This is a genomic window from Rhizobium sp. YJ-22 (genome assembly GCF_029601685.1).
Classification (GTDB): Bacteria; Pseudomonadota; Alphaproteobacteria; order Rhizobiales; family Rhizobiaceae; genus Metarhizobium.
Genome location: NZ_JARRIR010000001.1, coordinates 571861 through 592630 on the forward strand (window position 1 = coordinate 571861; position 20770 = coordinate 592630).

Here is a 20770-nt window from a genome sequence, read left to right on the forward strand (position 1 = left end):
TCAGACGCGTTCGATGATCGTGGCGGTGCCCATGCCGGCGCCGATGCAGAGCGAGACCAGCGCGGTCTTGAGATCGCGCCGCTCCAGCTCGTCCAGCACCGTGCCGAGGATCATCGCGCCGGTGGCGCCGAGCGGATGGCCCATGGCGATGGCGCCGCCATTGACGTTGATTTTATCCGCAGGAATGTCGAAGGCCTGCATATAGCGCAGCACGACGGCGGCGAAGGCCTCGTTGAGTTCGAAGAGATCGATGTCGGAGAGCTTGAAGCCGGAGCGCTTCAAGAGCTTTTCGGTGACGTCGACCGGGCCGGTCAGCATCAGCGCCGGATCGGAGCCGATATTGGCAAACGCCCGGATTTTTGCGCGCGGTTTCATGCCCAAAATGTCGCCACCGGCCTTGGAGCCGATGAGCACGGCGCCGGAGCCATCGACGATGCCGGAGGAGTTGCCGGCGTGGTGGACGTAAGTGATGCGCTCGACATCGGGATGCGCGTCGATGGCGACGGCTTCGAAGCCACCCATTTCGCCCGGCATCTGGAAGGAAGGATTGAGGGCGGCGAGCGCCTGCATGTCGGTTTCAGGGCGCATATGCTCGTCGCGCGCCAGCAGCACGAGGCCGTTCTGGTCCTTCACCGGAATGACCGAACGGTCGAAATAACCGTTGTCCCAGGCATGCGCCGCGCGCTTCTGGCTTTCCACCGCATAGGCGTCGACATCCTCGCGGGAGAAGCCGTATTTGGTGGCGATCAGGTCGGCGGAGACGCCCTGCAGCATGAAATAGGACGGGAAGCTGACGGAGGGATCCATGAACCAGGCGCCGCCGGCAGCCCCCAGCCCGATGCGTGACATGGATTCGACGCCGCCGGCGATGATCAGGTCGTCGGCCCCTTGCGCGATCTTGGCCGCGCCGATGTTCACGGCATCGAGGCCGGAAGCGCAGAAACGCGAGATCTGCATGCCGGGCGCGCGGAAGGAATAGCCGGCCTCGAAGGCGGCCGCGCGCGGAATGACCGCGCCCGCTTCATAGACCGGATCGACGCAGCCGAAGATGATGTCGTCGAGGCGCGCCGTGTCGAGGCCGTTGCGCTCGCGCAAGGCTTCGAGCACGCGGGCGGCAAGGCGCGGCGTCGGCACCTCGTGCAGCGCGCCGTCCTTCTTGCCGCGACCGCGCGGGGTTCGCACGTGATCGTAGATGAAAACGTCGGTCATGGTCTGTCGTCTCCTCGGGCGCCTGGCTAGCGCCCCTTCCCAAATCAGCCCGTACTATAACCACGGATTGCGGCACCGGAACCCTCCCGCGCCGCAAAAAGAATTATAGTTCAAAAGGCTTCGGCGGAGAGCGCCATCATTGTTTCGGCGCCGGTTTCGATGCGCGCCTTGCGTAGCGCCGTTTCCGGCAGGATGCGCTCCATGAAGAACCGGGCGGTGACGAGCTTGTTGCGGTAGAAATCCTGGTCGCCGCCGCCCTTGGCGAGCCCGTCGAACGCGGCCTTCGCCATCTGCCCCCACATGTAGCCGAGCGCGACGAGGCCGAGCAGGTGCAAGTAATCGGTGGAGCCGGCGCCGGCATTGTCGGGCTTGGCGATGGCATGCTGCATGAACCACATGGTCGCGGCCTGCGCGTCGTTCAGGCCCTTCTTGAGGCTCTTGGTGTAGAAGCTCATCGCCTCGTCGGCGCGGTGCGCCTCGCAGAAATCGCCGATCTCCCTGAACAGCGCCATGATCGCCCGGCCGCCGTTCTGGCCCAGCTTGCGGCCGACGAGATCGAGCGCCTGGATGCCGTTGGCGCCCTCGTAGATCATGGCGATGCGGGCATCGCGCACGAACTGGCTCATACCGTTTTCCTCGATATAGCCATGGCCGCCGAAGATCTGCTGCGCCATCACGGCGTGGTCGAAACCCTTGTCGGTCATCACGCCTTTGAGGATCGGGGTGACGAGGCCCAAAATGTCATCCGCCGCCTGCCGCTCGGCGGCATCCGGCGAGCGATGGGCGATGTCGGATTTCAGCGCGGTCCACAGCAGGAAGGCGCGGCCGGCCTCGGTGAAGGCGCGGATGGTCATCAGCGTGCGGCGCACGTCGGGATGGACGATGATCGGATCGGCCGGCTTGTCGGCCGCCTTGACGCCGGTGAGCGAACGGCCCTGCAGGCGCTCGCGGGCATAATGGGCGGCATTCTGATAGGCGATGTCGGCAATCGCCATGCCCTGCAAACCGACCGACAGGCGCGCCTCGTTCATCATCACGAACATGGCGTTGAGGCCGCGATTGGCTTCGCCCACCAGATAGCCGGTGGCGCCGTCATGGTTGATGACGCAGGTGGCGTTGCCGTGGATGCCCATCTTGTGCTCGATGGCGCCGCAGGAAACGGCATTGCGTGCGCCGAGCGTGCCGTCCGCGTTCAGCAGGAATTTCGGCACGAGGAACAGCGACAGGCCCTTGGTTCCCTCGGGCGCGCCCTCGATGCGGGCGAGCACCAGATGCACGATATTTTCCGTCAGGTCGTGCTCGCCAGCGGAGATGAAGATCTTCTGGCCGGTGATTTTATAGCTGCCATCACCTTGCGGCACGGCCTTGGTGCGCAACAGGCCGAGATCGGTGCCGCAATGGGGTTCGGTCAGGTTCATGGTGCCGGACCACAGACCGGAGACCATGTTGGGCAGCCATGTCGCCTTCTGCTCCTCGCTGCCATGAACGACGAGCGCGGCGATCGCCCCTTGCGTCAGGCCGGGATACATCATCAGCGCCATGTTGGCGGCCGAGGTGAAGGCGCCGACGGCGCAATGCAGCGTATAGGGCAGGCCCTGCCCGCCGAATTCCTCGGGAATGGCGAGCCCGATCCAGCCGCCGTCGCGATAGGCGGCATAGGCCTGCCGAAAACCGTTCGGCGTCGTCACCGAGCCGTCCTCATGACGGATGCAGCCTTCGGCATCGCCTGTCGCATTGACCGGCAGCAGCACCTCCTCGGAAACCCGGCCGGCCTCGGTGAGGATCGCCTCGACCATGTCGGGCGTCGCCTCGGAAAAACCGGGCAGGTTGTTGTAGCGGGCAAGCTGCAGCACCTCGTCGAGCACGAAAAGCGTGTCTTCCACCGGGGCCTTGTAGATCGGCATCGTCTTTCCTCCCTTGAGCAACGCACGCGACGCAAGCTTCGAAGCAGGCTGACCGCTTAAGAGTTGGTCTGTTCGGCGGGCTTGCAATCCGTCGTCCAGCATACAAGCCCAGTATATTGGCAGAGAGTTAATCGCTTGCTCCATTTCCGGCCAGAGTACCGCCCGCGAAGTCGCATACGGCGCCCGGCGGCGGAAATGATTAAGATTTTGGAGCGACGTTAACCGACTGTTTACCATATTTCGCCGATTGTGCGGACCAGGGTGTGGTGGCTCCGCAATCTTCTTCCGTGATGCGTTTCGTGGACTGCCGGCATTCTTTGCATGAAGGCGCGCCGCAATCGTTCCTTCGTCCCGCATGACCCCAGACGACCCAAGGCCCCAGGCACCAACGCTGAAACGAGCAAGAGCATGAACGGATCGCGCCAAACACCATCCCGCCCCGGTGACAGATCATCGCTCGACGCGCTGAGCCGCACCATCGAGGGCCTGGAGGCACGCATCGAGGGGCTGATGGGATCGACGGCGCGCGGCGATTATCGCACACGCCCACAACCCGAACCCACTGAGCGCCCAGCCCGGCGCGACAGCTTTCGTGAACGCGAGCCCCAGGGCGAGCGCTTCGATCCGCTGGCCGAAATCCGCCAGCGCCAGCGCATGCTCGATGCCGGCCGCGAGCGCCAGCCCGCCCCCGCCCCGCAGCGTCCCCAGCCGCCGCGTCATGCCCTGCGTGAAGAGCCCCGCCCGGCGCCGCGCGCGCCGCAGGCCCAGCCGCATGCCGCCATGCGCGCGCCCGTGGCAGCGCCGGCCATGCCCGATCCGGGGATGAACGACATCGCGCAGGCGCTGGTGAACCTGCGCCACGAATTGAAGCAGGACATTTCGCAAGGCCTCGCCCGCGAGGCGGCCATGCTGCGCGAGGAAATGCGCTCGATCCGCACGTCTGCCGAAAACCATCCGGTCGCGCTCGACATGCGTGACGATCTCGCAAGGCTTGCCGCCGGCATCGACCAGCTCGGCCACCAGTCCTCCGCCCAGCGCGAGGCCGACAGCCTGCGCGCCGAATTCGAGGAATTGCGGGCGATGATGGACGGGCTTGCCCGCGAGGATTCCATCCGCCACATGCACATGCGCTGGAACGGCGTCGAGGACAAGCTGCACGCGCTGGAAACCGGCCCGCTGCAGGAAGAGCTGGTGTCGCTGGCCTATCGGCTTGACGACATCAAGATGCAGCTCGGCTCGATGCGCGACAGCCCGGCGATCCATGCGCTGGAAGACAAGCTGATGCGCGTCGCCCATGCCGTCGAGACGCTTGGCGAGCGTATGCCCGCCAACGATCACGGGATCAGCGAGCAGTTCGCTGGCCTCGACCTGCGTCTTGACGAGATCAGCCGCGCCATCGCCGCCACCAGTCGGGCCGCGGCCCCGGCCGACAATAACGCCATGCAGCGGCTGGAAAATCGTCTGTCGGCGCTGGCCGAACAGATCGATACCATCGGCCGCGAAACCATAAACCGGCCCGACCCGGCCGCCCAGCTTGGCGCCCGCATCGAGGCGCTGACCGCCCGCGTCGAGGACATGGCGCATCAGGAAGCCGCCATGCGGCTCGACGAGCGGCTGGAGCAGCTTTCGCTGCTGATGGAGCGATCGCAGAAAGCCCCGGCCGCGCCGGAACTGACCGATTACCTCGCCGACATCTCCCGCAAGATCGATGCGCTCGAACAGGGCTCGGTCAACGACGTGCTGGCCGAACGGCTGGATTACCTCGCCCGCCGCATCGAGGAATTCGAATTCCAGCCGCAGCATGCCGTCGCTAGCCCGCATGACGACGCCGCCATGCGCCGCATCGAAGGCCAGCTCAACGACATCGCCGCCCGGCTGGACGAGACGACCGCAGCACCCGCCGGCGACCACTCGGCGCTGCGGGCGCTGGAAGACCAGATCGCCCATCTGTCGCAGCTGATCAGCGAGCCGCGCGCCGAACATGCCGTCGAGCTGCCCGCCGTCTTCGAAAGCCGTCTCTCGGCCATCGAAGACTATATGGCGACCAATGACGAATACATCATCGAGGCGGCCCGCCATGCGGCCGAAGCGGTGGTCGAGGCCTATTCGCGCGGCGGCATCAGCGCCTCCGCCGGTGCGCCGGTCGCCGATGTCTCGGCGCTCGCGGCGCTTGCCGACGACCTGCGCCATCTGGAAGACCTGAGCCGCGGCTCGGAGGAACGCACCCAGCAGACTTTTGAGGCCCTGCACGACACGCTCGTGCAGATCGCCGGCCGGCTGGAGGACATGGATGGCCGATTTCGCCACTTCGAGGAAGACCGTTACGAGCGCCGGCCGCAGCCGGTAATGCCGAAGGCAACCCAGCCGGTCTTCGCCGAAGAGGCCTTCGAGGCCGAGGCCTACGCCTATGCCGAGACGGCCGACGCGCGCGAACCGGCCCGCGACGCCGCCCGCTTCAATGCGCCGCCGCTGGCGCCGATGCTCGACGCGCCCACCCTAGACGCGGTGGAAGGCGAAGCAGATACCGCCCGCTTGCCGGTCGAGACGCCGGTGACGGAAGAGGCCCGGCCCGGCCTGTTCGCCAATCTCGGCCGCAAGTTCCGCACCGGCCGCAACAAGGCCGAACAACCGGCCGGCCAGCGCGCCACCATCGAGCCGACGCCGCCGCTGGCGCCGGAAGAAATGGTCGCCTCCCCCGAGGCCAACGAGCTGCTGGAGCCCGGCTCCGGTGCGCCCGACATCAAGCGCATTCTCGAGCGTGTCCGCGCCATGCAGAACGCCCAGGCCGCCGGCGGGGCAGGCAGCAGCGACGGCGACCGCGCCGACTACATCGCCGCCGCCCGCCGCGCCGCCCAGGCCGCCGCGCAGGAAATCGACCAGGCCCAGAAATCCGCGCCCGCCAAGGGCGGCTCGGCGCTGGGCTCGACGATCAAGCGCCATCGCCGGCCGATCCTGATGGCGGTCGGCGCCATCCTGCTCGCCGTCATGGCGCTGCCGCTCGCCAAGAATTTCATCGCGCCGAAGAAGGCGCCTGCCGCCGTCGAAGCCAGTATCGCGCCCGCCGCCAAGGAGCCGGCCGCCAGCGAACCGGCAGCCGCCGACACGAGCGAGCCGAAGCAGGCCGCAGCCCTGGCCGCACCGACGCAGGCCACGCCGCCGGTCGAGCCCGCCACCGATGGCGCACTCGACGCGGATGGCGCCGTCGCACCCGCAGCCGAGACACCGGCCGTTCCGGCCGAAACGACCACCCCCATGCAAGCCGAGGCCAAGCTGGCGCCGGCCGAGACTGCACCGGCCGCCCTCGAAGTGCCGGACACGATCACGCCCAAGGCGCTGGCCGATGCCGCCCGCAATGGCGACGCGCTGGCGCTGTTCGAGATCGGCGCGCGCTATACCGAGGGACGCGGCGTCAAGTCCGACCTTGCCGCTGCCGCCAAGTGGTACACCCAGGCCGCCGACAAGGGGTTTGCCCCGGCGCAATATCGCATCGCCAACCTGTTCGAGAAGGGCACCGGCGTCGAGCGCGATCTCGCCAAGGCGCGGCACTACTATGAAGCGGCTGCCGCGCAGGGCAATGCCAGCGCCATGCACAATCTCGCCGTGCTGCTGGCGACCGGCGCCGAAGGCAAGCCGGATTTCGACACCGCCGTCGGCTGGTTCACCAAGGCCGCCGATCTCGGCGTCGCCGACAGCCAGTTCAACCTCGCCATCCTCTATGCGCGCGGCAACGGCGTGAAGCAGGATCTGGAAGAATCCTACAAGTGGTTCGCCATCGCCGCCAAGGACGGTGACAAGGACGCCGCCCAGAAGCGCGACGAAGTGGCCAACGCCATGCGCCCCGAGCAACTGGAAAGCGCCCGCGCCAAGGTGGATCTGTGGAAGCCGCAGCCGCTCGACCAGAACGCCAATTCGGTCGACCTGCCCGACGCCTGGGTCGGCAAGGCCCATACGACCGCCTCGGTCGACATGAAGAAGGCCGTGCGCAACATCCAGGCCATCCTCAACAACAACGGCTTCGACGCCGGCCCGCCGGACGGCGAAATGGGCAAGAAGACGGTCAACGCCATCAAGGCCTTCCAGAAGTCGGTCGGCATGGAGACGGACGGCAAGGTCTCCGACCGGCTCGTCAAGGAGCTTCTCGCCCGCAACAAATAAGCCGCATGAAAGGCTGAAAACCAGTCCCCGGACCGCCTCCGGGGACTTTTCTGTGTTTCCTTGTCGCAATTCCCAAAATCGGACTCGATTTCAGGAATTATGAAGGTTCGCCGTGCTAAAGCATGTCCAGGAAAAGTGGGGACCGGTTTTCCCTCTGGAAATGCTTCGGTCGCCCGGCCTGTAACGCCGTTCATCCTTGCGCCTTGCGCCGACACCGCGGGGCCGTTGTCCTATTGTTGAGGTCATGCCGTGACGATCTACCTGCCGATCGCGGAACTGTCGGTGAACATCTTCGTCATCCTCGGCATGGGCGCGGCCGTCGGCTTCCTGTCCGGCATGTTCGGCGTCGGCGGCGGTTTCCTCATCACGCCGCTGCTGATCTTCTACAATATCCCTCCCGTCGTCGCCGTCGCCACCGGCGCCAACCAGGTCGTCGCCTCCTCGGTCTCCGGCGCCATCACCCATTTCCGGCGTGGCACGCTCGATCTCAAGCTCGGCACCATCCTGCTGATCGGGGGCTTGGCGGGCGCCACGGTCGGCATCTGGATCTTCTCGCTGCTGCGCCGCCTCGGCCAGCTCGACCTGATCATCTCCTTGATGTATGTCGTTTTCCTCGGCACGGTCGGCGGGTTGATGCTGATGGAAAGCGTCAACGCCATGCGTCGCGCCCGGCGCAACGAGCCGGTGACGCTGAGAAAACCCGGCCAGCATAGCTGGGTGCATCGCCTGCCGCTCAAGATGCGGTTCAAGAAATCGACGATCTATATCAGCGTCATCCCGGTCGTCGCGCTCGGCTTCGGCATCGGCATCCTCACCTCGATCATGGGCGTCGGCGGCGGCTTCATCATGGTGCCGGCGATGATCTACCTGCTGCGCGTGCCGACCAATGTCGTCGTCGGCACCTCGCTGTTCCAGATCATCTTCGTGACCGCCTATACGACCGTCGTGCAGGCGACGACCAACTATTCCGTCGATATCGTTCTGGCCTTCATCCTGATGGTCGCCGGTGTCATCGGCGCGCAATACGGGGTGCGTGTCGGCCAGAAGCTGCGCGGCGAGCAGCTGCGCGCCCTTCTCGGCCTGCTGGTGCTGGCGGTCGGCCTGCGCCTTGCCATCGCGCTGGTGGTGACGCCGGCCGATGTCTATTCGGTCGTTGTCGGGGGCATGAATTGATGCGCCGCCTGCTGCCCGCCCTCTTCGCCCTGCTGTTCGCCGCCCTGCCGGCGGCGGCGCAGATGCCGATGCTCGGCGATTCCATCGAGCAGCGCGAACGGCTGCAGATCGGGGTCTCGACCACCGAGATCGCCATCACCTCCGATTTCGCCGGCGCCGATCTCACCGTCTTCGGCTCGGTCGATTATGCCGACGAGTTGTTGATGGCCATCGGCCAGTACGACGTCATCGTCGCGCTGGAGGGGCCGAAGGATATCGCGACGGTGCGCAAGAAGGAGCGGCTGTTCGGCATCTGGGTCAACCGCCGCTCGATGACCTTCGAGCATGTGCCGGAATCCTATGCGATCTCCAGCACCCGCGCCGTCGATTCGATCGCCGTCGATACGGCGCTGAACGATCGTGGCGTCGGCATTGCGCATCTGCCGCTGATCCCCATCGGCTTCGTCGGCAATGCCGCCAATCTCGGCGAATTCCGCGACGCCTATCGTCGGCTGAAGACGGGAAGCGGGCTTTATGCGCGCGATACCGCCGGTGTGCGCTTCGTCAGCCCGTCGCTGTTTCGCGCCTCGCTGCGCCTGCCGGCCAATATTCCCAACGGCGTGCATACCGTGCATGCCTATCTGTTCAAGAGCGGCGTCTTCGTGGCGGACAAGCAATTGCTGCTGCGCGTCGTCAAGACCGGCCTCGAACAGGCGATCACCGACGCCGCGCATGAGCGCCCCTTCCTCTACGGCGTCTTCGCCGTCTTCCTGGCGCTGGTCACCGGCTGGGGCGCGAGCGTGATCTTCAAGAAGAACTGAAAACCCGGGCGGCATCCCGCCCGGGTCTTAAAGGTTACATCAAGCCGCCAGCGGCGGGCCGATGATGTTGATGCCGTTGGCGAAGCAGGCGGCGGCGAGCACCGATTGTTCGCCGGGGCCGGGCGTAAAAGGCGCCGGGCGGCCGGGGCCTTGCGGCCGCTTGCCGATATCGCGCACCAGCCCCTCGAAACCGCCGCGCGTCACCGTGAGAAACCGCGCGCCCGCCTTCGACACCACGCGAAACCGGTGCGGCACGCCGCGCGGGGCACAGAGCGTCTCGCCGGCCCGCGCCAGCCGCTTCTCGCCGTCCAGCTCGAATTCCAGCTCTCCTTCGAGAACATGGAAAATCTCGTCTTCACCGTAATGGATATGCAAGGGCGGGGCCTCGCCGAAGGCGGCGTCATGCACCAGAACCGAGATGCGGTCCGTGTTGCTGTCCTGCGCCACGGCAACCTTGATGCGCGAGGCGAGAAGCCAGAATTCGTCAGCCATTTGTGTCATGGTCCTGTCCCAGATGAATTTTTCGCGGAAGGTTTTTCCGCGCCCCGGCGCTGGAGGTGCGCCGGTGACACAAGATTTGCCCGAAAACCGGGCCTGGTTCTGTTCCCATGGAAACAGGCGGGTTTAGCCCGTGAGATTGCCGAAGCGGACGGAATAAATGCGGTCCTTGCCCATGAGATGGGCGATCAGCGCCGCCCGGTCGAACAGGCCGTGCATCGCCTTGTGGCGCAGGTCGAGCCCGCCGCTCATCAGCCCGAAGGCCGGCATCAAGAGACGCGAACCATCGGTCGCGAAACAGGGCCGGCGCACCGCCTTGTCGCGGCGGCGCACGGTGGCGGCCGGATGCAGATGACCGGCGATCTCGCCGCGCTGCAGGCCCGGCTGCGGCTCATGCCGGAAGACGAGGCCGCCATAATGCATCTCGTCGGCCGACGTGCCGGGCAGGTCGAAGATGCCGTCCGGGTCATGATTGCCGTTGATCCAGACCCATTCGCGCCCGCGCGCCATGTTGGCAAGCAGCGTGCGGAATTCCTCCGGCATCTCGCGCGAACCGATGCGGTCATGGAAATTGTCGCCGAGCGAAACGACGATTTTGGGCGCGTAGCGGGTAATGACGGCGGAAAGCACGGTCAGCGTCGCCAGCGTATCGTAGGGCGGCAGCATCATGCCGCGCCGCGCGAAGGCCGCGCCCTTTTCAAGATGCAGGTCGGACACGACCAGCATTCCGCTCTCCGGCAGATAGAGGCCACCCAGGGGATCGCAGACGGCGGCGACGCCGTTGACGGTTGTTTCGGCCGAGACCGGTACGGATGTCATTGCTGCGGCGCGCGCCAGCGCCAGTCGGCTCATCACGATTGCATTCGTCCTTCGAATTTCAGCCCATCGCCTCGGCGATCAGATCGTCCGCGGCCTCGGCCAGCACGGCATCATGGGCTTCGCCCGGCACGGACTCCCTGCCGATCTCCAGCATGACAGGCACGGCGAGCGGCGAGATATGGTCGAGCGCGCGATGGGTGATGTGGCCCTTGATTCGCCTCAGCATATCGCCAAGCCGCGAAATATCCAAAAGCCCGGTCGCGGCATCCTGTCGCGTCGCCTGAAGCAGGATGTGATCCGGCTCATGGCTGCGCAATACGTCGTAGATCAGGTCGGCGGAAACCGTCACCTGCCGTCCGGTCTTTTCCTTGCCCGGATGGCGGCGCTCGATCAGGCCGGCGATGACGGCGCAATTGCGGAAGGTGCGCTTGAGCAGGAAGGATTCCGCTAGCCACGCTTCGAGATCGTCGCCGAGCATGTCCTCGTCGAACAGTTCGGCAAGGCTCAAACGGCCATTTGATATCATCAGCCCCAGATCCTCCAGCCCCCAGATGCCGAGTGAATAATCTGTCGCGACGAAGCCGAGGGGTTTTGCCCCGAAGCGTTCCAGCCGGCGGGTCAGGAGCATGCCGAGCGTCTGGTGCGCCAGCCGCCCTTCGAAGGGATAAGCGACCAGATAGGCCCGGTTTCCGCGCGGAAAGGTTTCGATCAGGAGTTCGTCGCGCTTGGGCAGCATCGACTTGTCCTTCTGAAGCGCCAACCAGTCGCGCACCTGATCCGGCAGGCGATGCCAGCGCTCGGGATCGGCGAGCATCGAACGCACCTGGTCGGCGAGATAGGTCGAAAGCGGAAACTTGCCGCCGGCATAGGCCGGGATTTTCGGATCGAGCGAAAAGCCCTGGCTGACGAGCGCCTCGTTCTCGCGGATACCTTCGAAGCGCAGCACCTTGCCGGCGAAGGCAAAGGTATCGCCAGGCGAAAGCTGTTCGAGAAAATATTCCTCGACCTTGCCGAGCGTCGCGCCGCCACGGCCGATGCGCCCCTTCTCGCCGCGCTTGACCATGCGCAGGTTCAGCATCGGGCTTTCGACGATGGTGCCAAGGTTCAGGCGATATTGCTGCGCCACCTGCGGATTGGAGACGCGCCAGCGCCCTTCCTTGGTCTTGCGGATGCGGGCGTAGCGCTCATAGGCGCGCAGGGCATAGCCGCCGGTGGCGACGAAATCGACGATGCGCTCAAACGTTTCCCAACTCAAATCCGCGTAGGGCGAGGCGCCGACCACCTCGTCATAAAGCTCCAGCATGTCGAAGGGTTCGGCGCAAGCCATGCCGAGCACATGCTGGGCGAGCACATCGAGCGCCCCTGCCCCCACCGGCGGCGTGTCCTGCGCGCCGATATAATTGGCGTCGAGTGCGGCCTGGCATTCCATCACCTCGAACCGGTTGGCCGGCACCAGCACGGCCTTGGACGGCTCGTCCATGCGGTGATTGGCGCGGCCGATGCGCTGCGCCAGCCGGCTGGCCCCCTTGGGCGCGCCGACATGGACGACGAGATCGACATCGCCCCAGTCGATGCCGAGATCGAGGGTGGAGGTGGCGACCACGGCCCGCAGCCGGTTTTCCGCCATCGCCGCCTCGACCTTACGGCGCTGGGAAACGTCGAGTGAACCGTGATGCAGGGCAATCGGCAGATTGTCGTCGTTGATGGTCCACAATTCCTGGAACAGCATCTCCGCCTGGCTGCGAGTGTTGACGAAGAGCAGCGTCGTCTGGTGATCTTTCAGGAGATCGTAGACGTCGGGAATGGCGTATTTGGCCGAATGACCGGCCCAGGGAATGCGCTCCTCGGTTTTCAGGATCGAGATATCGGGCTTCGCCCCACCCTCGACCGTCACCAGCCCGGAATGGCGTGGCTCGCCCTCTTTCTGCGCCACCAGCCATTTCTGCAGGTCCATCGGCTCGGCGACGGTGGCGGAGAGGCCGATGGTCTGCAGCTTCGGCGCCAGCCGGCGCAGCCGTGCGAGACCCAGCGAAAGCATATGGCCGCGCTTGGAGGTGACGAGCGAATGCAACTCGTCGAGGACGATGTAGCGCAGATCCTTGAAAAAGCGCTCGGACTCCTTGTTGGCCAGCAGCAGCGCCACCTGTTCGGGCGTGGTCAGCAGGATATCCGGCGGATTGAGCTTTTGCCGTTGGCGCTTGGAGGCGGGCGTGTCGCCGGTGCGGTTTTCGATGGTCAGCGGCAGGCCCATCTCGGCCACCGGCTTCATCAGGTTGCGCTCGATATCGACGGCCAGCGCCTTGAGCGGGGAGACGTAGAGCGTATGCACGCCACGAAACCCGGTTCCGGGTTTGGGCTTGCCGCGCCGGGTCAGATCCGTGAGCGCCGGTAAGAAACCAGCCAGCGTCTTGCCCGCACCGGTCGGGGCGATCAGCAGCGTGCTCTCCCCCGCCTCAGCCCGACGCAACAGTTCCATCTGATGCGCACGCGGCCGCCATCCCTTCTCGGCGAACCAGCGCTGAAAGGGGGCAGGCAGGTTCGCAAGACTATCGGCGCCGTTCTGATCCACGGCTGCGAATGTAGTTCGATTCGAAGGGAATTGAAGGGCTCAAGCCATTCCAGCAAAAGTGTGCAACGGTTTGCGTCCGGAATTGCGCAAAAAGATGCTTACATCGCGATGTAGCGGTCAGCGCGATGGTTGACGGTGACGAACAAGTTGAGGGCGACGGCGCCAAGGACGGAGTAGAAGACGACCGAAGGGGCGGTAATGAAAAAGGCGGCGGCCAGCACGCCGAGGTCGATGACGAGTTGGACGAGACCGGCACGGATGCCGAAGCGTTCCTGCATGTAGATGCCGAGAATGCCGACGCCGCCGAGGCTGGCGCGGTGGCGATAGAGCGCCAGCAGGCCGAAGCCGAGCAATAAGCCGCCGATCAGCGCCGCCCAGGCGGGATGGATGCTGTCGATATGGATGAAGCGCGACTGCATGTCGGTGAGAACGGAGGTCAGGCCGATGGCGGCAAAGGTTTTGAGCGTGAAGCCGATGCCGAGCCGCTTCCACGAGAGATAGAAGAAAGGCAGATTGAGCAGGAAGAAGGCGAGGCCGAAATTCAGGCCGAAGGCATAATGCAGCAGGAAGGCAATGCCGGCGGTGCTGCCGGTCAACAGGCCGGCGCTGGCGAGGCAATAGAGGCCGAGCGCGGCGATGACGCTGCCGCAGGCAATACCCTGCACATCCTCGAGCGCCGTATGCTTCGTAGCGCTGGTGTTCCACACCCCGAGAGCCGAAATGATGTGCGCCATGAAAGCCGTCTCCAGAAAGCACGCGGCAACGCTTCGCCCCGAAACGGGTGCTTCTTGCCGAAAACCGAAATTGCGATGACAGGATGTCACGACGCATCGGATTTCCTTCGCCCGGCGCCATCGTGAAGTGGCTGAAATCTGGGGTATTTCTCGGCCGCTTGCAAGCGAAATACGTCAGGACTGCTGACCCATTTTCATTTCGCAAGAAAGCTGCGTTCATGTCGTCCGCGCGGCAACGAACAGAATGCCCATGATGGCTTTGCCGCCATCTTTGCGAATGGCGGTTTTTTGCGTTGCGGCAACGGCGAAGCCATGGATGGCGCACAGCGCCGCGACATAAGCCTCGCCATGGGCATACCGCATAGAATCGCGCAGGACGAAGCTATCCGGCTCGCCGCTGTCCTCCACCGAGAAGGCGAGGATGGCATCGGGAGCGGCCAGTGCCGCAATCAGCACGAACGCGTTTTCGAGATCGCCGAGATACATCAACACGTCGGCGGCGGTGATCAGGTCGGCGCGGTGCATGGCGGCACCCTCGAACAGGCCGGACCCCTCCGGGGCCAGAGACAGGTCGGCCTGGGCCAGATGATCGTAGACCTGCTTTTCCGCCGCCTTGGCGAGCATGTTGCGCGACAGGTCGAAGCCCTCCAGCCGCGTAACGCGATCGCGGATCTCCGGCCCGAGAAGGCCGGTGCCACAGCCGAGATCGACGCCGAGGCGAAACTGCCGTCCGGTGGCGGCGATCATCGCGGCCAGGGCTTGCGGCACGACATAATCGAGCCGTTCGACCAGCGCCGTTTCGAAACGATCGGCATAATCGTCGAACAGGCGCTCGACATAACGGCTCGACGGCTGGCTCGGAATTTTGGCTTCGCCCAGCAGCGCCAGTTTCAGCCCCGCCCCGAAAATATCCTGCGCATCGCATTCCAGCGCCCGGCGATAGGCATCCGCCGCGCCCGCCAGCCCGGCCTTCTGCCGGTACTCGCCGAGGCGAAACCAGCCGGCGGCCCAGCAGGGAACCAGGTCCAGCGCCTGCTCCATCAGTTCGGCCGCAGCTCCGGGATCGCCGCCCTCGCCCAGCATGCGGGCATAATCGGCACGGCGGTCGGCGGTCAGGTCGCCGGAGGACAAGGCGTGGGTCGACATCGGGGGCGCTCCGGGGGCGCAAGCTGATTTTCGAGGATAAGATGCGCTTGTGACGGTGGACACAAAAAAACTCAAGTCCTATTTCAGAGGCGAAGAGAACGGGCGAGACCGCCGACAGGAGAAGACATGTCCGAACAGATGAACAGGCTTTTGGGAGACTCGCCGGCGCGCACGCTCGTCAAGCTCGTCGTGGTGTCGCTGATCGTCGGCTTCATCATGAACGTCTTCGGCCTGCGCCCGCTCGATCTCGTCGACAGCCTCCGTTATTTCCTGCTCGATCTCTGGCATACCGGCTTTGCCGCGCTCGGCCGCGTCGGGGATTATCTGCTGCTCGGCGCCACCATCGTCATTCCCGCCTTCATCCTCCTGCGCCTCCTGAGCTATCGCCGCTGACCATGCCCCATCCGCCTCTTTCCCGCCGCCTCGCGCTTGGCGCAGGCCTTGGTCTTCTCGCGACCCTTGCCGGCTGCGGCACGCTGAACCGCCCGTCGGCGATCGCCGGCGACGAGACCGCCGCCGCACTTCCGGCCGTCAATGCACTGCGTAAATCCAGGGGCCTGCCGGCGCTCAGCCTCGATCCGGTTGCGGCACGCGCCGCCGCCCACCAGGCGAAACGCATGGCCTCGAACGGAAAGATGTCCCATCTCATCGGCTTCGGCGACGATTTCGGCAAGCGAATGAAGGCGCATGATGTAAAACTGCCGGCGGCCGAAAACATCGCCGCCGGGCAGGCGAATACCGCGGATGCGGTGACGGCCTGGATCAACTCGCCAAAACATCTCGCCAACATGCTTGGGAATTATCGCGGCCTCGGCGTCGCCGTGGCGCGCGATCCCTCTTCCGGGAATCGGCCCTATTGGGCCATGGTGCTGTCCAACTGAGGTGATTCCGCCTCCTGACGATATGAGGCGCCTAGCATGGATCAGCAGATACGCTCTAACCGGCTCGCTTTCGACGTCACGCACCGGCTGGTGCTGTCGATCGCCATCCCCATGACCTTCGGTTTCCTAACGACGCCGCTGCTGGGTCTGACCGATACGGCGGTCGTCGGCCAGCTCGGCGTGGCGGAAGCGCTGGCGGGATTGGCCATCGGCGCCATGCTGTTCGACCTGATCTTCGGCAGCTTCAATTTTTTGCGCGCCTCGACCACCGGCTTGACGGCACAGGCCTTCGGTCGGCATGACGGACGCGAGCAGCAGGCGATCTTCTGGCGGGCGCTGCTCTCGGCGCTCTGTTGTGGCTTGCTGGTGCTGGCGCTCTCGCCGCTACTGCTGAAGGCGGGGTTGGCGATCATGGGGCCTGATGCGGTCGTGGCCGAGGCGACTTCGACCTATTTCTCGATCCGTATTCTTTCCGGCCCGGCGGCGCTCGCCAATTACGCCATCCTCGGCTTCGTGCTCGGGCGTGGCCAGGGTGGTGTCGGGCTGCTGCTGCAGACCATCGTCAACGGCATCAATATCGTACTGTCCATCGCGCTCGGCCTCGGCCTGCATTGGGGCGTGGCCGGTGTCGCCTGGGGCACGATGGTCGGCGAAACGGTTGGCGCGCTTGTTGGCCTCGCCATCGTGATGCGGGGATTTTCGCCGGCGGACCGGCCGCCGCGGGCGGAAATCCTGTCGCGGCAGGCGATCGGGGCGCTGTTTGCGCTCAATCGCGATATCCTTATCCGCAGCTTCGTGCTTTTGATTGCCTTTGCGCTGATGACCCGCATCGGCACCGGTTTCGGGGCGGTGACGCTGGCGGCCAATGCGGTGCTGATGAATTTTTTCCTGTTATCGGGCTACTTCCTCGACGGGCTCGCCAATGCCGCCGAGCAACTGACCGGCCGCGCCATCGGCGCGCGCTATCGCCCGGCCTTCCAGCGTGGCGTTAAGCTGACGATCATCTGGTCCTTCGCGCTCGCCGCCCTTGCCAGCGCCTTCTTCCTGATTGCCGGGCCGGCGCTGATCGCGCTTCTGACGACGGCGCCGGAGGTGCGTGCAGCGGCCGAGACCTTCCTGCCCTGGGCGGCGCTGACCAGCCTCACCGGCGCGCTCGCCTTTCTGATGGACGGCGTCTTCATCGGCGCCACCTGGTCGAACGAGATGCGTAACCGCATGCTGCTCTCCTTCGCCTTCTATCTGGCGGCGCTGGCGGTATTCGTGCCGGTCTTCGGCAATCACGGCCTCTGGGCGGCGATGAACGTCTTCCTGCTGCTGCGCGGCGTGCTGCTGGCGCTGCGCCTGCCGGCCAAGGCCGATCAGGCGTTCAGCGCCGCCCAGTAATCCGTGCGGCTGTCGCGCACCTCGCGGATCGAGGCGACGCGCTCGCGATCAAGGAGTTGCGACAGGCCGCGAATGATGCGGCCGGCCAGCCCCGGCCCCTCATAGACCATGCAGGAATAGAGTTGCACCAGATCGGCCCCGGCGCGGATTTTTTCCAGCGCCGTTTCCGCCGAGGAAATGCCGCCGACGCCGATGATCGGCAAGGCAGGCCCGACGCGCTTGCGCATGCCGGCGAGCACCGACGTCGATTTCTCGAACAGCGGCGCACCGGAAAGACCGCCGGCCTCGCCCGCCTGGGCGCGATCCTTCAGCCCCTCGCGCGACAACGTCGTGTTGGAGACGATCAAGCCGTCAAGATCATGGGCCAGCGCTTCCGCCGCGATATCGTCCATGCCTTCGGGCGTCAGGTCCGGGGCGATCTTGAGGAAGACGGGCACGCGCCGGCCGCTCTTTTGCGCCTCGTCCGCCCGCGCCGCCAGCACTGCGGAGAGCAGTTCGGCAAGCGAAGCGCGGGCCTGCAGGTCGCGCAGGCCGGGCGTGTTGGGCGAGGAAATATTGGCGGTGAAATAGCGCGCCACGCCGTAGAAGGTGCGTATGCCCTCGGCATAATCGCCGATACGGTCGGCGCTGTCCTTGTTGGCGCCGATATTGACGCCGACGATGCCGCCGGTTTTCAACGCCTTCAGCCGGGCAAGGGCCGCCGCATGGCCCTCATTGTTGAAGCCGAGGCGGTTGATGACCGCCTTGTCGGCCTCCAGCCGGAAGATACGCGGCTTGGGATTGCCGGCTTGCGGCTTCGGCGTGATCGTACCGACTTCGGTGAAGCCGAAACCGAGTCTCAGCAGCGCTTCGGGCACTTCGGCATTCTTGTCGAAGCCGGCGGCCATGCCGAGCGGATTGGGAAAGCTCAAGCCCGCGACCGTCTGGGCGAGGCGCGGATCGGGCGCGAGGCGGCAAGCGGGCAGCAAGCCGGATTTCAGCGCCGCGATAGACAGGCCGTGGGCGGTTTCGGGATCGAACAGGAACAGGCCACGCTTGCCGATCAGCGAAAAGGCATCGATCATCCGGCATCCTCCGGGAAGACATGCAGGCCATCGGCCCCGAGCGGCAGCGGCGTTTGCGAGATCACGGCGGAGAGCGGCAGGTTGCCATAAAGATGCGGGAAGAGAGCGCCGCCGCGCGAGGCCTCGAATTTCAGCGCTTCGCCCAGTTTCTCGCCATCGATCGCCACCAGCAGCAGACCGGAGATACCGGCAAAATGCAGCCGCGCGGTGTCGCGCATCTGCGCGGCGGTCGAAAAATGGATGAAACCATCGGCCAGATCCACCGGCGCGCCTTGAAAAACGCCAGTTTTTCGCGCTTCATTCCACAGGTTTTCCGGGACGATCTTGTAGACGACATGGGTCATGAGGCAGGCCCTCCTTCCAAGCTAAAGGCATTTGCCGAAAGCCGACGCGTTTGTCCACGGGTTAAGCCGCAAGTTTTCGTAACCTCACGCATCATGGAGGACAGCATGAAGCAGATTTTATGGAGTCTGGCGCTTGCCGCCCTGCCGTTTGCCGCATCCGCGCAAGATGCGCCCGGCCGCTACCAGATCGCCCCGACACCCAGCGGCATCGTGCGGCTCGACACCCAGACCGGAGCGATGACATTGTGCCGCGACGAGGGCGACCTACTCACCTGCGATGGCGCCGCAGCCATGCGCGGCGTCAAGCCGGAGGAGGTCAAGGCGCTGGAAAACCGCATCGCCGCGCTGGAAAAGGCGTTGAAAGATAGCCAAATCCCGCAAAAGTCGGCCCTGCCGGACCAAGCGGAGATTGACCGCAGCCTCTCGATCATGGAACAAATGATGCGCCGGTTCATGGGTTTGGCGCAGGAGTGGTCGCAAGAACACCCCAAGAACGACGCCTATCCGAACAAGACGTGACCCGCATCAAGCGGTGAAGAACGCACCGGGAAGCTCTTGGGAGGGAGTTTCGACCATGCACAGCCTGACGATCATCATCGCCGACGACCACCCGTTGTTCCGCGGCGCGCTGCGTCAGGCCGTGAACGGGCTGGAGGAGACGCTGGAGATCCTCGAAGCCGGCGATTTCGATGCCGCGCATCGCACGGCGGCGGAAAAAGGAGAAGCAGACCTGATGCTGCTCGACCTCGCCATGCCCGGCGTCAGCGGCTTTTCCGGGCTGATGGCGCTGCGCTCGGAATTCCCGCATCTGCCGATCGTCATCGTTTCGGCCACCGACGACGCCGTCACCGTCCGCCGCGCCCTCGAACTCGGCGCCTCCGGCTTCATCTCCAAATCCGCCGGCATCGACGAGATCCGCCAGGCGATCCGCACCGTACTCTCGGGCGATATCGCCACGCCGCCCAGTTTCAAGGGCGGCTACGAGCCGGACCCGGAGGTTGCCGACGTCATCGCCAGGCTGCGCACCCTGACGCCGCAGCAGAGCCGCGTGCTCGGCATGCTCGCCGAAGGCCTGCTCAACAAGCAGATCGCCTATGAACTCGGCGTCTCCGAGGCGACGATCAAGGCGCATGTCTCGGCCATCCTGCTCAAGCTCAATGTCGACAGCCGCACCCAGGCGGTGATCCAGCTCGGCAAGATCAACGCCGCCACGCCTGCGTGAACGGACAGGATTTTATTCCTTTATCCCTTTACTCAGCCGCCCGGCTTGGTTAATGTAGGGCCGTGATTGCGGACGAAATCGCCTGACGCATGTCCAGGAAAAACGGGCGCCGGTTTTCCGTCCGGAGATGCAAAGCAACGACGCCCTGATCGCCGGGAACCCTGAACCATGCTTTCACACGACACGATATGGGGCGCGATCGACACGCTGGCCGAGCGGCATCAGTTGACGCCGTCGGGGCTGGCGCGCCGGGCGGGGCTCGACCCCACCTCCTTCAACAAGTCCAAGCGCCTCAGCACCGACGGGCGGCTGCGCTGGCCGTCCACCGAATCGATCGCCAAGGTGCTGGAGGCGACGGGCGCGTCGCTCGACCAGTTCATGAGCTACATGCAGCCGGCCATGCCCGAGCGGGGCCTGCCGGACGGGCTTTTTCCACCACAAACCGGCAATATTCCGCTGCTCGGCTTCGCGCAGGCGGGCGCCGGCGGCTTTTTCGACGATGGCGGCTTTCCCGCCGGCCAGGGCTGGGATGTCGTGGAGTTTCCCGCCTCGCCGGATCGCAAGGCCGGTGTCTATGCGCTCGAAGTGCAGGGCGACAGCATGTTGCCGCTTTATCGCGATGGCGATATCCTGATCGTCGAGCCCGGCGCGCAGGTTCGCCGCGGCGACCGCGTGGTGGTGCGCACCAACGAAGGAGAGGTCATGGCAAAGGTGCTGATGCGCCAGACGCCGCGCGCCATCGAGCTCATGTCGCTCAATCCCGATCATCCCAACCGCAGCTTCGAGATGGCGGATCTGGACTGGATCGCCCGGATCATCTGGGCCAGCCAGTAATATTCACCGCATTTCCCGACCGCAGACAGGGTGGA

General features: G+C 65.1%; 18 protein-coding genes. 9 read left to right on the forward strand and 9 right to left on the reverse strand.

The window, feature by feature from the left end:
- Nucleotides 1-1209 (reverse strand): acetyl-CoA C-acetyltransferase, encoded by a 1209-nt coding sequence (locus P7F60_RS02725; protein WP_277916159.1) that lies wholly within the window; start codon nt 1207-1209, stop codon nt 1-3.
- Between the two features lie 110 nt (nt 1210-1319).
- Nucleotides 1320-3113, reverse strand: coding sequence for an acyl-CoA dehydrogenase C-terminal domain-containing protein (locus P7F60_RS02730; protein WP_277916160.1), 1794 nt, complete (start codon nt 3111-3113; stop codon nt 1320-1322).
- A gap of 408 nt (nt 3114-3521) precedes the next feature.
- On the opposite strand from P7F60_RS02730, the gene P7F60_RS02735 reads away from it, so the two are divergent.
- From P7F60_RS02735 to P7F60_RS02745, 3 genes are all read left to right on the forward strand, one after another.
- Nucleotides 3522-7268 (forward strand): peptidoglycan-binding protein, encoded by a 3747-nt coding sequence (locus tag P7F60_RS02735; RefSeq protein WP_277916161.1) that lies wholly within the window; start codon nt 3522-3524, stop codon nt 7266-7268.
- A 249-nt stretch (nt 7269-7517) separates the two neighbouring features.
- Nucleotides 7518-8441 carry a sulfite exporter TauE/SafE family protein gene (locus P7F60_RS02740; RefSeq protein ID WP_277916162.1) on the forward strand — a complete coding sequence of 308 codons (924 nt, stop codon included), beginning with the start codon at nt 7518-7520 and terminating at the stop codon, nt 8439-8441.
- On the forward strand, nt 8441-9241 hold the full coding sequence (locus P7F60_RS02745; RefSeq protein WP_277916163.1) for a TIGR02186 family protein: 801 nt from the start codon (nt 8441-8443) through the stop codon (nt 9239-9241). Before P7F60_RS02740 ends, P7F60_RS02745 begins: the two co-directional genes overlap by 1 nt.
- A 39-nt stretch (nt 9242-9280) precedes the next feature.
- Here P7F60_RS02745 and P7F60_RS02750 read toward each other — a convergent pair whose 3' ends face one another.
- The 5 genes from P7F60_RS02750 to P7F60_RS02770 form a co-directional block, all read right to left on the reverse strand.
- A complete protein-coding gene (locus tag P7F60_RS02750) occupies nt 9281-9742 on the reverse strand; it encodes a cupin domain-containing protein (protein WP_277916164.1) in 462 nt (153 codons plus the stop codon).
- Nucleotides 9743-9865: 123 nt separating this feature from the next.
- The gene (pdeM, locus tag P7F60_RS02755) at nt 9866-10591 is read right to left on the reverse strand and encodes a ligase-associated DNA damage response endonuclease PdeM (protein ID WP_277916498.1); all 726 of its coding nucleotides are present in this window, start codon (nt 10589-10591) and stop codon (nt 9866-9868) included.
- A 25-nt stretch (nt 10592-10616) separates the two neighbouring features.
- Complete coding sequence (locus tag P7F60_RS02760; RefSeq protein ID WP_277916165.1) at nt 10617-13127, reverse strand: ligase-associated DNA damage response DEXH box helicase; 2511 nt, start codon at nt 13125-13127, stop codon at nt 10617-10619.
- Between the two features lie 98 nt (nt 13128-13225).
- Nucleotides 13226-13861 carry a YitT family protein gene (locus P7F60_RS02765; RefSeq protein WP_277916166.1) on the reverse strand — a complete coding sequence of 212 codons (636 nt, stop codon included), beginning with the start codon at nt 13859-13861 and terminating at the stop codon, nt 13226-13228.
- A gap of 216 nt (nt 13862-14077) precedes the next feature.
- Entirely contained in the window at nt 14078-15007 is a 930-nt protein-coding gene (locus P7F60_RS02770) for a methyltransferase domain-containing protein (protein ID WP_277916167.1), read from the reverse strand.
- 126 nt (nt 15008-15133) lie between these two features.
- Here P7F60_RS02770 and P7F60_RS02775 point away from each other — a divergent pair, with 126 nt between their 5' ends.
- Genes P7F60_RS02775 through P7F60_RS02785 form a run of 3 tightly spaced genes read left to right on the forward strand, consistent with a single transcriptional unit; the run spans nt 15134 to nt 17271 of the window.
- Nucleotides 15134-15400, forward strand: a complete 267-nt coding sequence (locus P7F60_RS02775; RefSeq protein WP_277916168.1) for a DUF6460 domain-containing protein — start codon at nt 15134-15136, stop codon at nt 15398-15400.
- 2 nt (nt 15401-15402) lie between these two features.
- Complete coding sequence (locus P7F60_RS02780) at nt 15403-15888, forward strand: CAP domain-containing protein (protein ID WP_277916169.1); 486 nt, start codon at nt 15403-15405, stop codon at nt 15886-15888.
- A gap of 36 nt (nt 15889-15924) precedes the next feature.
- Nucleotides 15925-17271, forward strand: a complete 1347-nt coding sequence (locus P7F60_RS02785) for an MATE family efflux transporter (protein ID WP_277916170.1) — start codon at nt 15925-15927, stop codon at nt 17269-17271.
- Here P7F60_RS02785 and P7F60_RS02790 read toward each other — a convergent pair.
- Both P7F60_RS02790 and P7F60_RS02795 read right to left on the reverse strand, forming a co-directional pair.
- Complete coding sequence (locus P7F60_RS02790; RefSeq protein ID WP_277916171.1) at nt 17247-18335, reverse strand: quinone-dependent dihydroorotate dehydrogenase; 1089 nt, start codon at nt 18333-18335, stop codon at nt 17247-17249. The genes P7F60_RS02785 and P7F60_RS02790 overlap by 25 nt on opposite strands.
- The gene (locus P7F60_RS02795) at nt 18332-18679 is read right to left on the reverse strand and encodes a DUF952 domain-containing protein (RefSeq protein ID WP_277916172.1); all 348 of its coding nucleotides are present in this window, start codon (nt 18677-18679) and stop codon (nt 18332-18334) included. The genes P7F60_RS02790 and P7F60_RS02795 overlap by 4 nt, the downstream gene beginning before the upstream one ends.
- On the opposite strand from P7F60_RS02795, the gene P7F60_RS02800 reads away from it, so the two are divergent.
- The 3 genes from P7F60_RS02800 to P7F60_RS02810 all read left to right on the forward strand — a co-directional run bounded on the left by P7F60_RS02800 (nt 18572) and on the right by P7F60_RS02810 (nt 20735).
- Nucleotides 18572-19198 carry a hypothetical protein gene (locus P7F60_RS02800; RefSeq protein WP_277916520.1) on the forward strand — a complete coding sequence of 209 codons (627 nt, stop codon included), beginning with the start codon at nt 18572-18574 and terminating at the stop codon, nt 19196-19198. The genes P7F60_RS02795 and P7F60_RS02800 overlap by 108 nt on opposite strands.
- A 55-nt stretch (nt 19199-19253) precedes the next feature.
- Nucleotides 19254-19901, forward strand: a complete 648-nt coding sequence (locus P7F60_RS02805; protein WP_277916173.1) for a response regulator transcription factor — start codon at nt 19254-19256, stop codon at nt 19899-19901.
- A gap of 168 nt (nt 19902-20069) precedes the next feature.
- Nucleotides 20070-20735: a helix-turn-helix transcriptional regulator gene (locus tag P7F60_RS02810; RefSeq protein ID WP_277916174.1), complete on the forward strand. Its 666-nt coding sequence runs from the start codon at nt 20070-20072 to the stop codon at nt 20733-20735.
- The last annotated feature ends 35 nt before the right edge of the window (nt 20736-20770 follow it).

What these genes read in the sequence shown, in the direction of transcription:
- P7F60_RS02725 (WP_277916159.1), bottom strand. Translation starts at nt 1,209, where the DNA reads ATGACCGACGTTTTCATCTACGATCACGTGCGAACCCCGCGCGGTCGC.
- P7F60_RS02730 (WP_277916160.1), bottom strand. Translation starts at nt 3,113, where the DNA reads ATGCCGATCTACAAGGCCCCGGTGGAAGACACGCTTTTCGTGCTCGAC.
- P7F60_RS02735 (WP_277916161.1), top strand. Translation starts at nt 3,522, where the DNA reads ATGAACGGATCGCGCCAAACACCATCCCGCCCCGGTGACAGATCATCG.
- P7F60_RS02745 (WP_277916163.1), top strand. Translation starts at nt 8,441, where the DNA reads ATGCGCCGCCTGCTGCCCGCCCTCTTCGCCCTGCTGTTCGCCGCCCTG.
- P7F60_RS02750 (WP_277916164.1), bottom strand. Translation starts at nt 9,742, where the DNA reads ATGACACAAATGGCTGACGAATTCTGGCTTCTCGCCTCGCGCATCAAG.
- pdeM (WP_277916498.1), bottom strand. Translation starts at nt 10,591, where the DNA reads ATGAGCCGACTGGCGCTGGCGCGCGCCGCAGCAATGACATCCGTACCG.
- P7F60_RS02765 (WP_277916166.1), bottom strand. Translation starts at nt 13,861, where the DNA reads ATGGCGCACATCATTTCGGCTCTCGGGGTGTGGAACACCAGCGCTACG.
- P7F60_RS02770 (WP_277916167.1), bottom strand. Translation starts at nt 15,007, where the DNA reads ATGTCGACCCACGCCTTGTCCTCCGGCGACCTGACCGCCGACCGCCGT.
- P7F60_RS02775 (WP_277916168.1), top strand. Translation starts at nt 15,134, where the DNA reads ATGTCCGAACAGATGAACAGGCTTTTGGGAGACTCGCCGGCGCGCACG.
- P7F60_RS02780 (WP_277916169.1), top strand. Translation starts at nt 15,403, where the DNA reads ATGCCCCATCCGCCTCTTTCCCGCCGCCTCGCGCTTGGCGCAGGCCTT.
- P7F60_RS02785 (WP_277916170.1), top strand. Translation starts at nt 15,925, where the DNA reads ATGGATCAGCAGATACGCTCTAACCGGCTCGCTTTCGACGTCACGCAC.
- P7F60_RS02790 (WP_277916171.1), bottom strand. Translation starts at nt 18,335, where the DNA reads ATGATCGATGCCTTTTCGCTGATCGGCAAGCGTGGCCTGTTCCTGTTC.
- P7F60_RS02800 (WP_277916520.1), top strand. Translation starts at nt 18,572, where the DNA reads ATGGATGAAACCATCGGCCAGATCCACCGGCGCGCCTTGAAAAACGCC.
- P7F60_RS02795 (WP_277916172.1), bottom strand. Translation starts at nt 18,679, where the DNA reads ATGACCCATGTCGTCTACAAGATCGTCCCGGAAAACCTGTGGAATGAA.
- P7F60_RS02805 (WP_277916173.1), top strand. Translation starts at nt 19,254, where the DNA reads ATGCACAGCCTGACGATCATCATCGCCGACGACCACCCGTTGTTCCGC.
- P7F60_RS02810 (WP_277916174.1), top strand. Translation starts at nt 20,070, where the DNA reads ATGCTTTCACACGACACGATATGGGGCGCGATCGACACGCTGGCCGAG.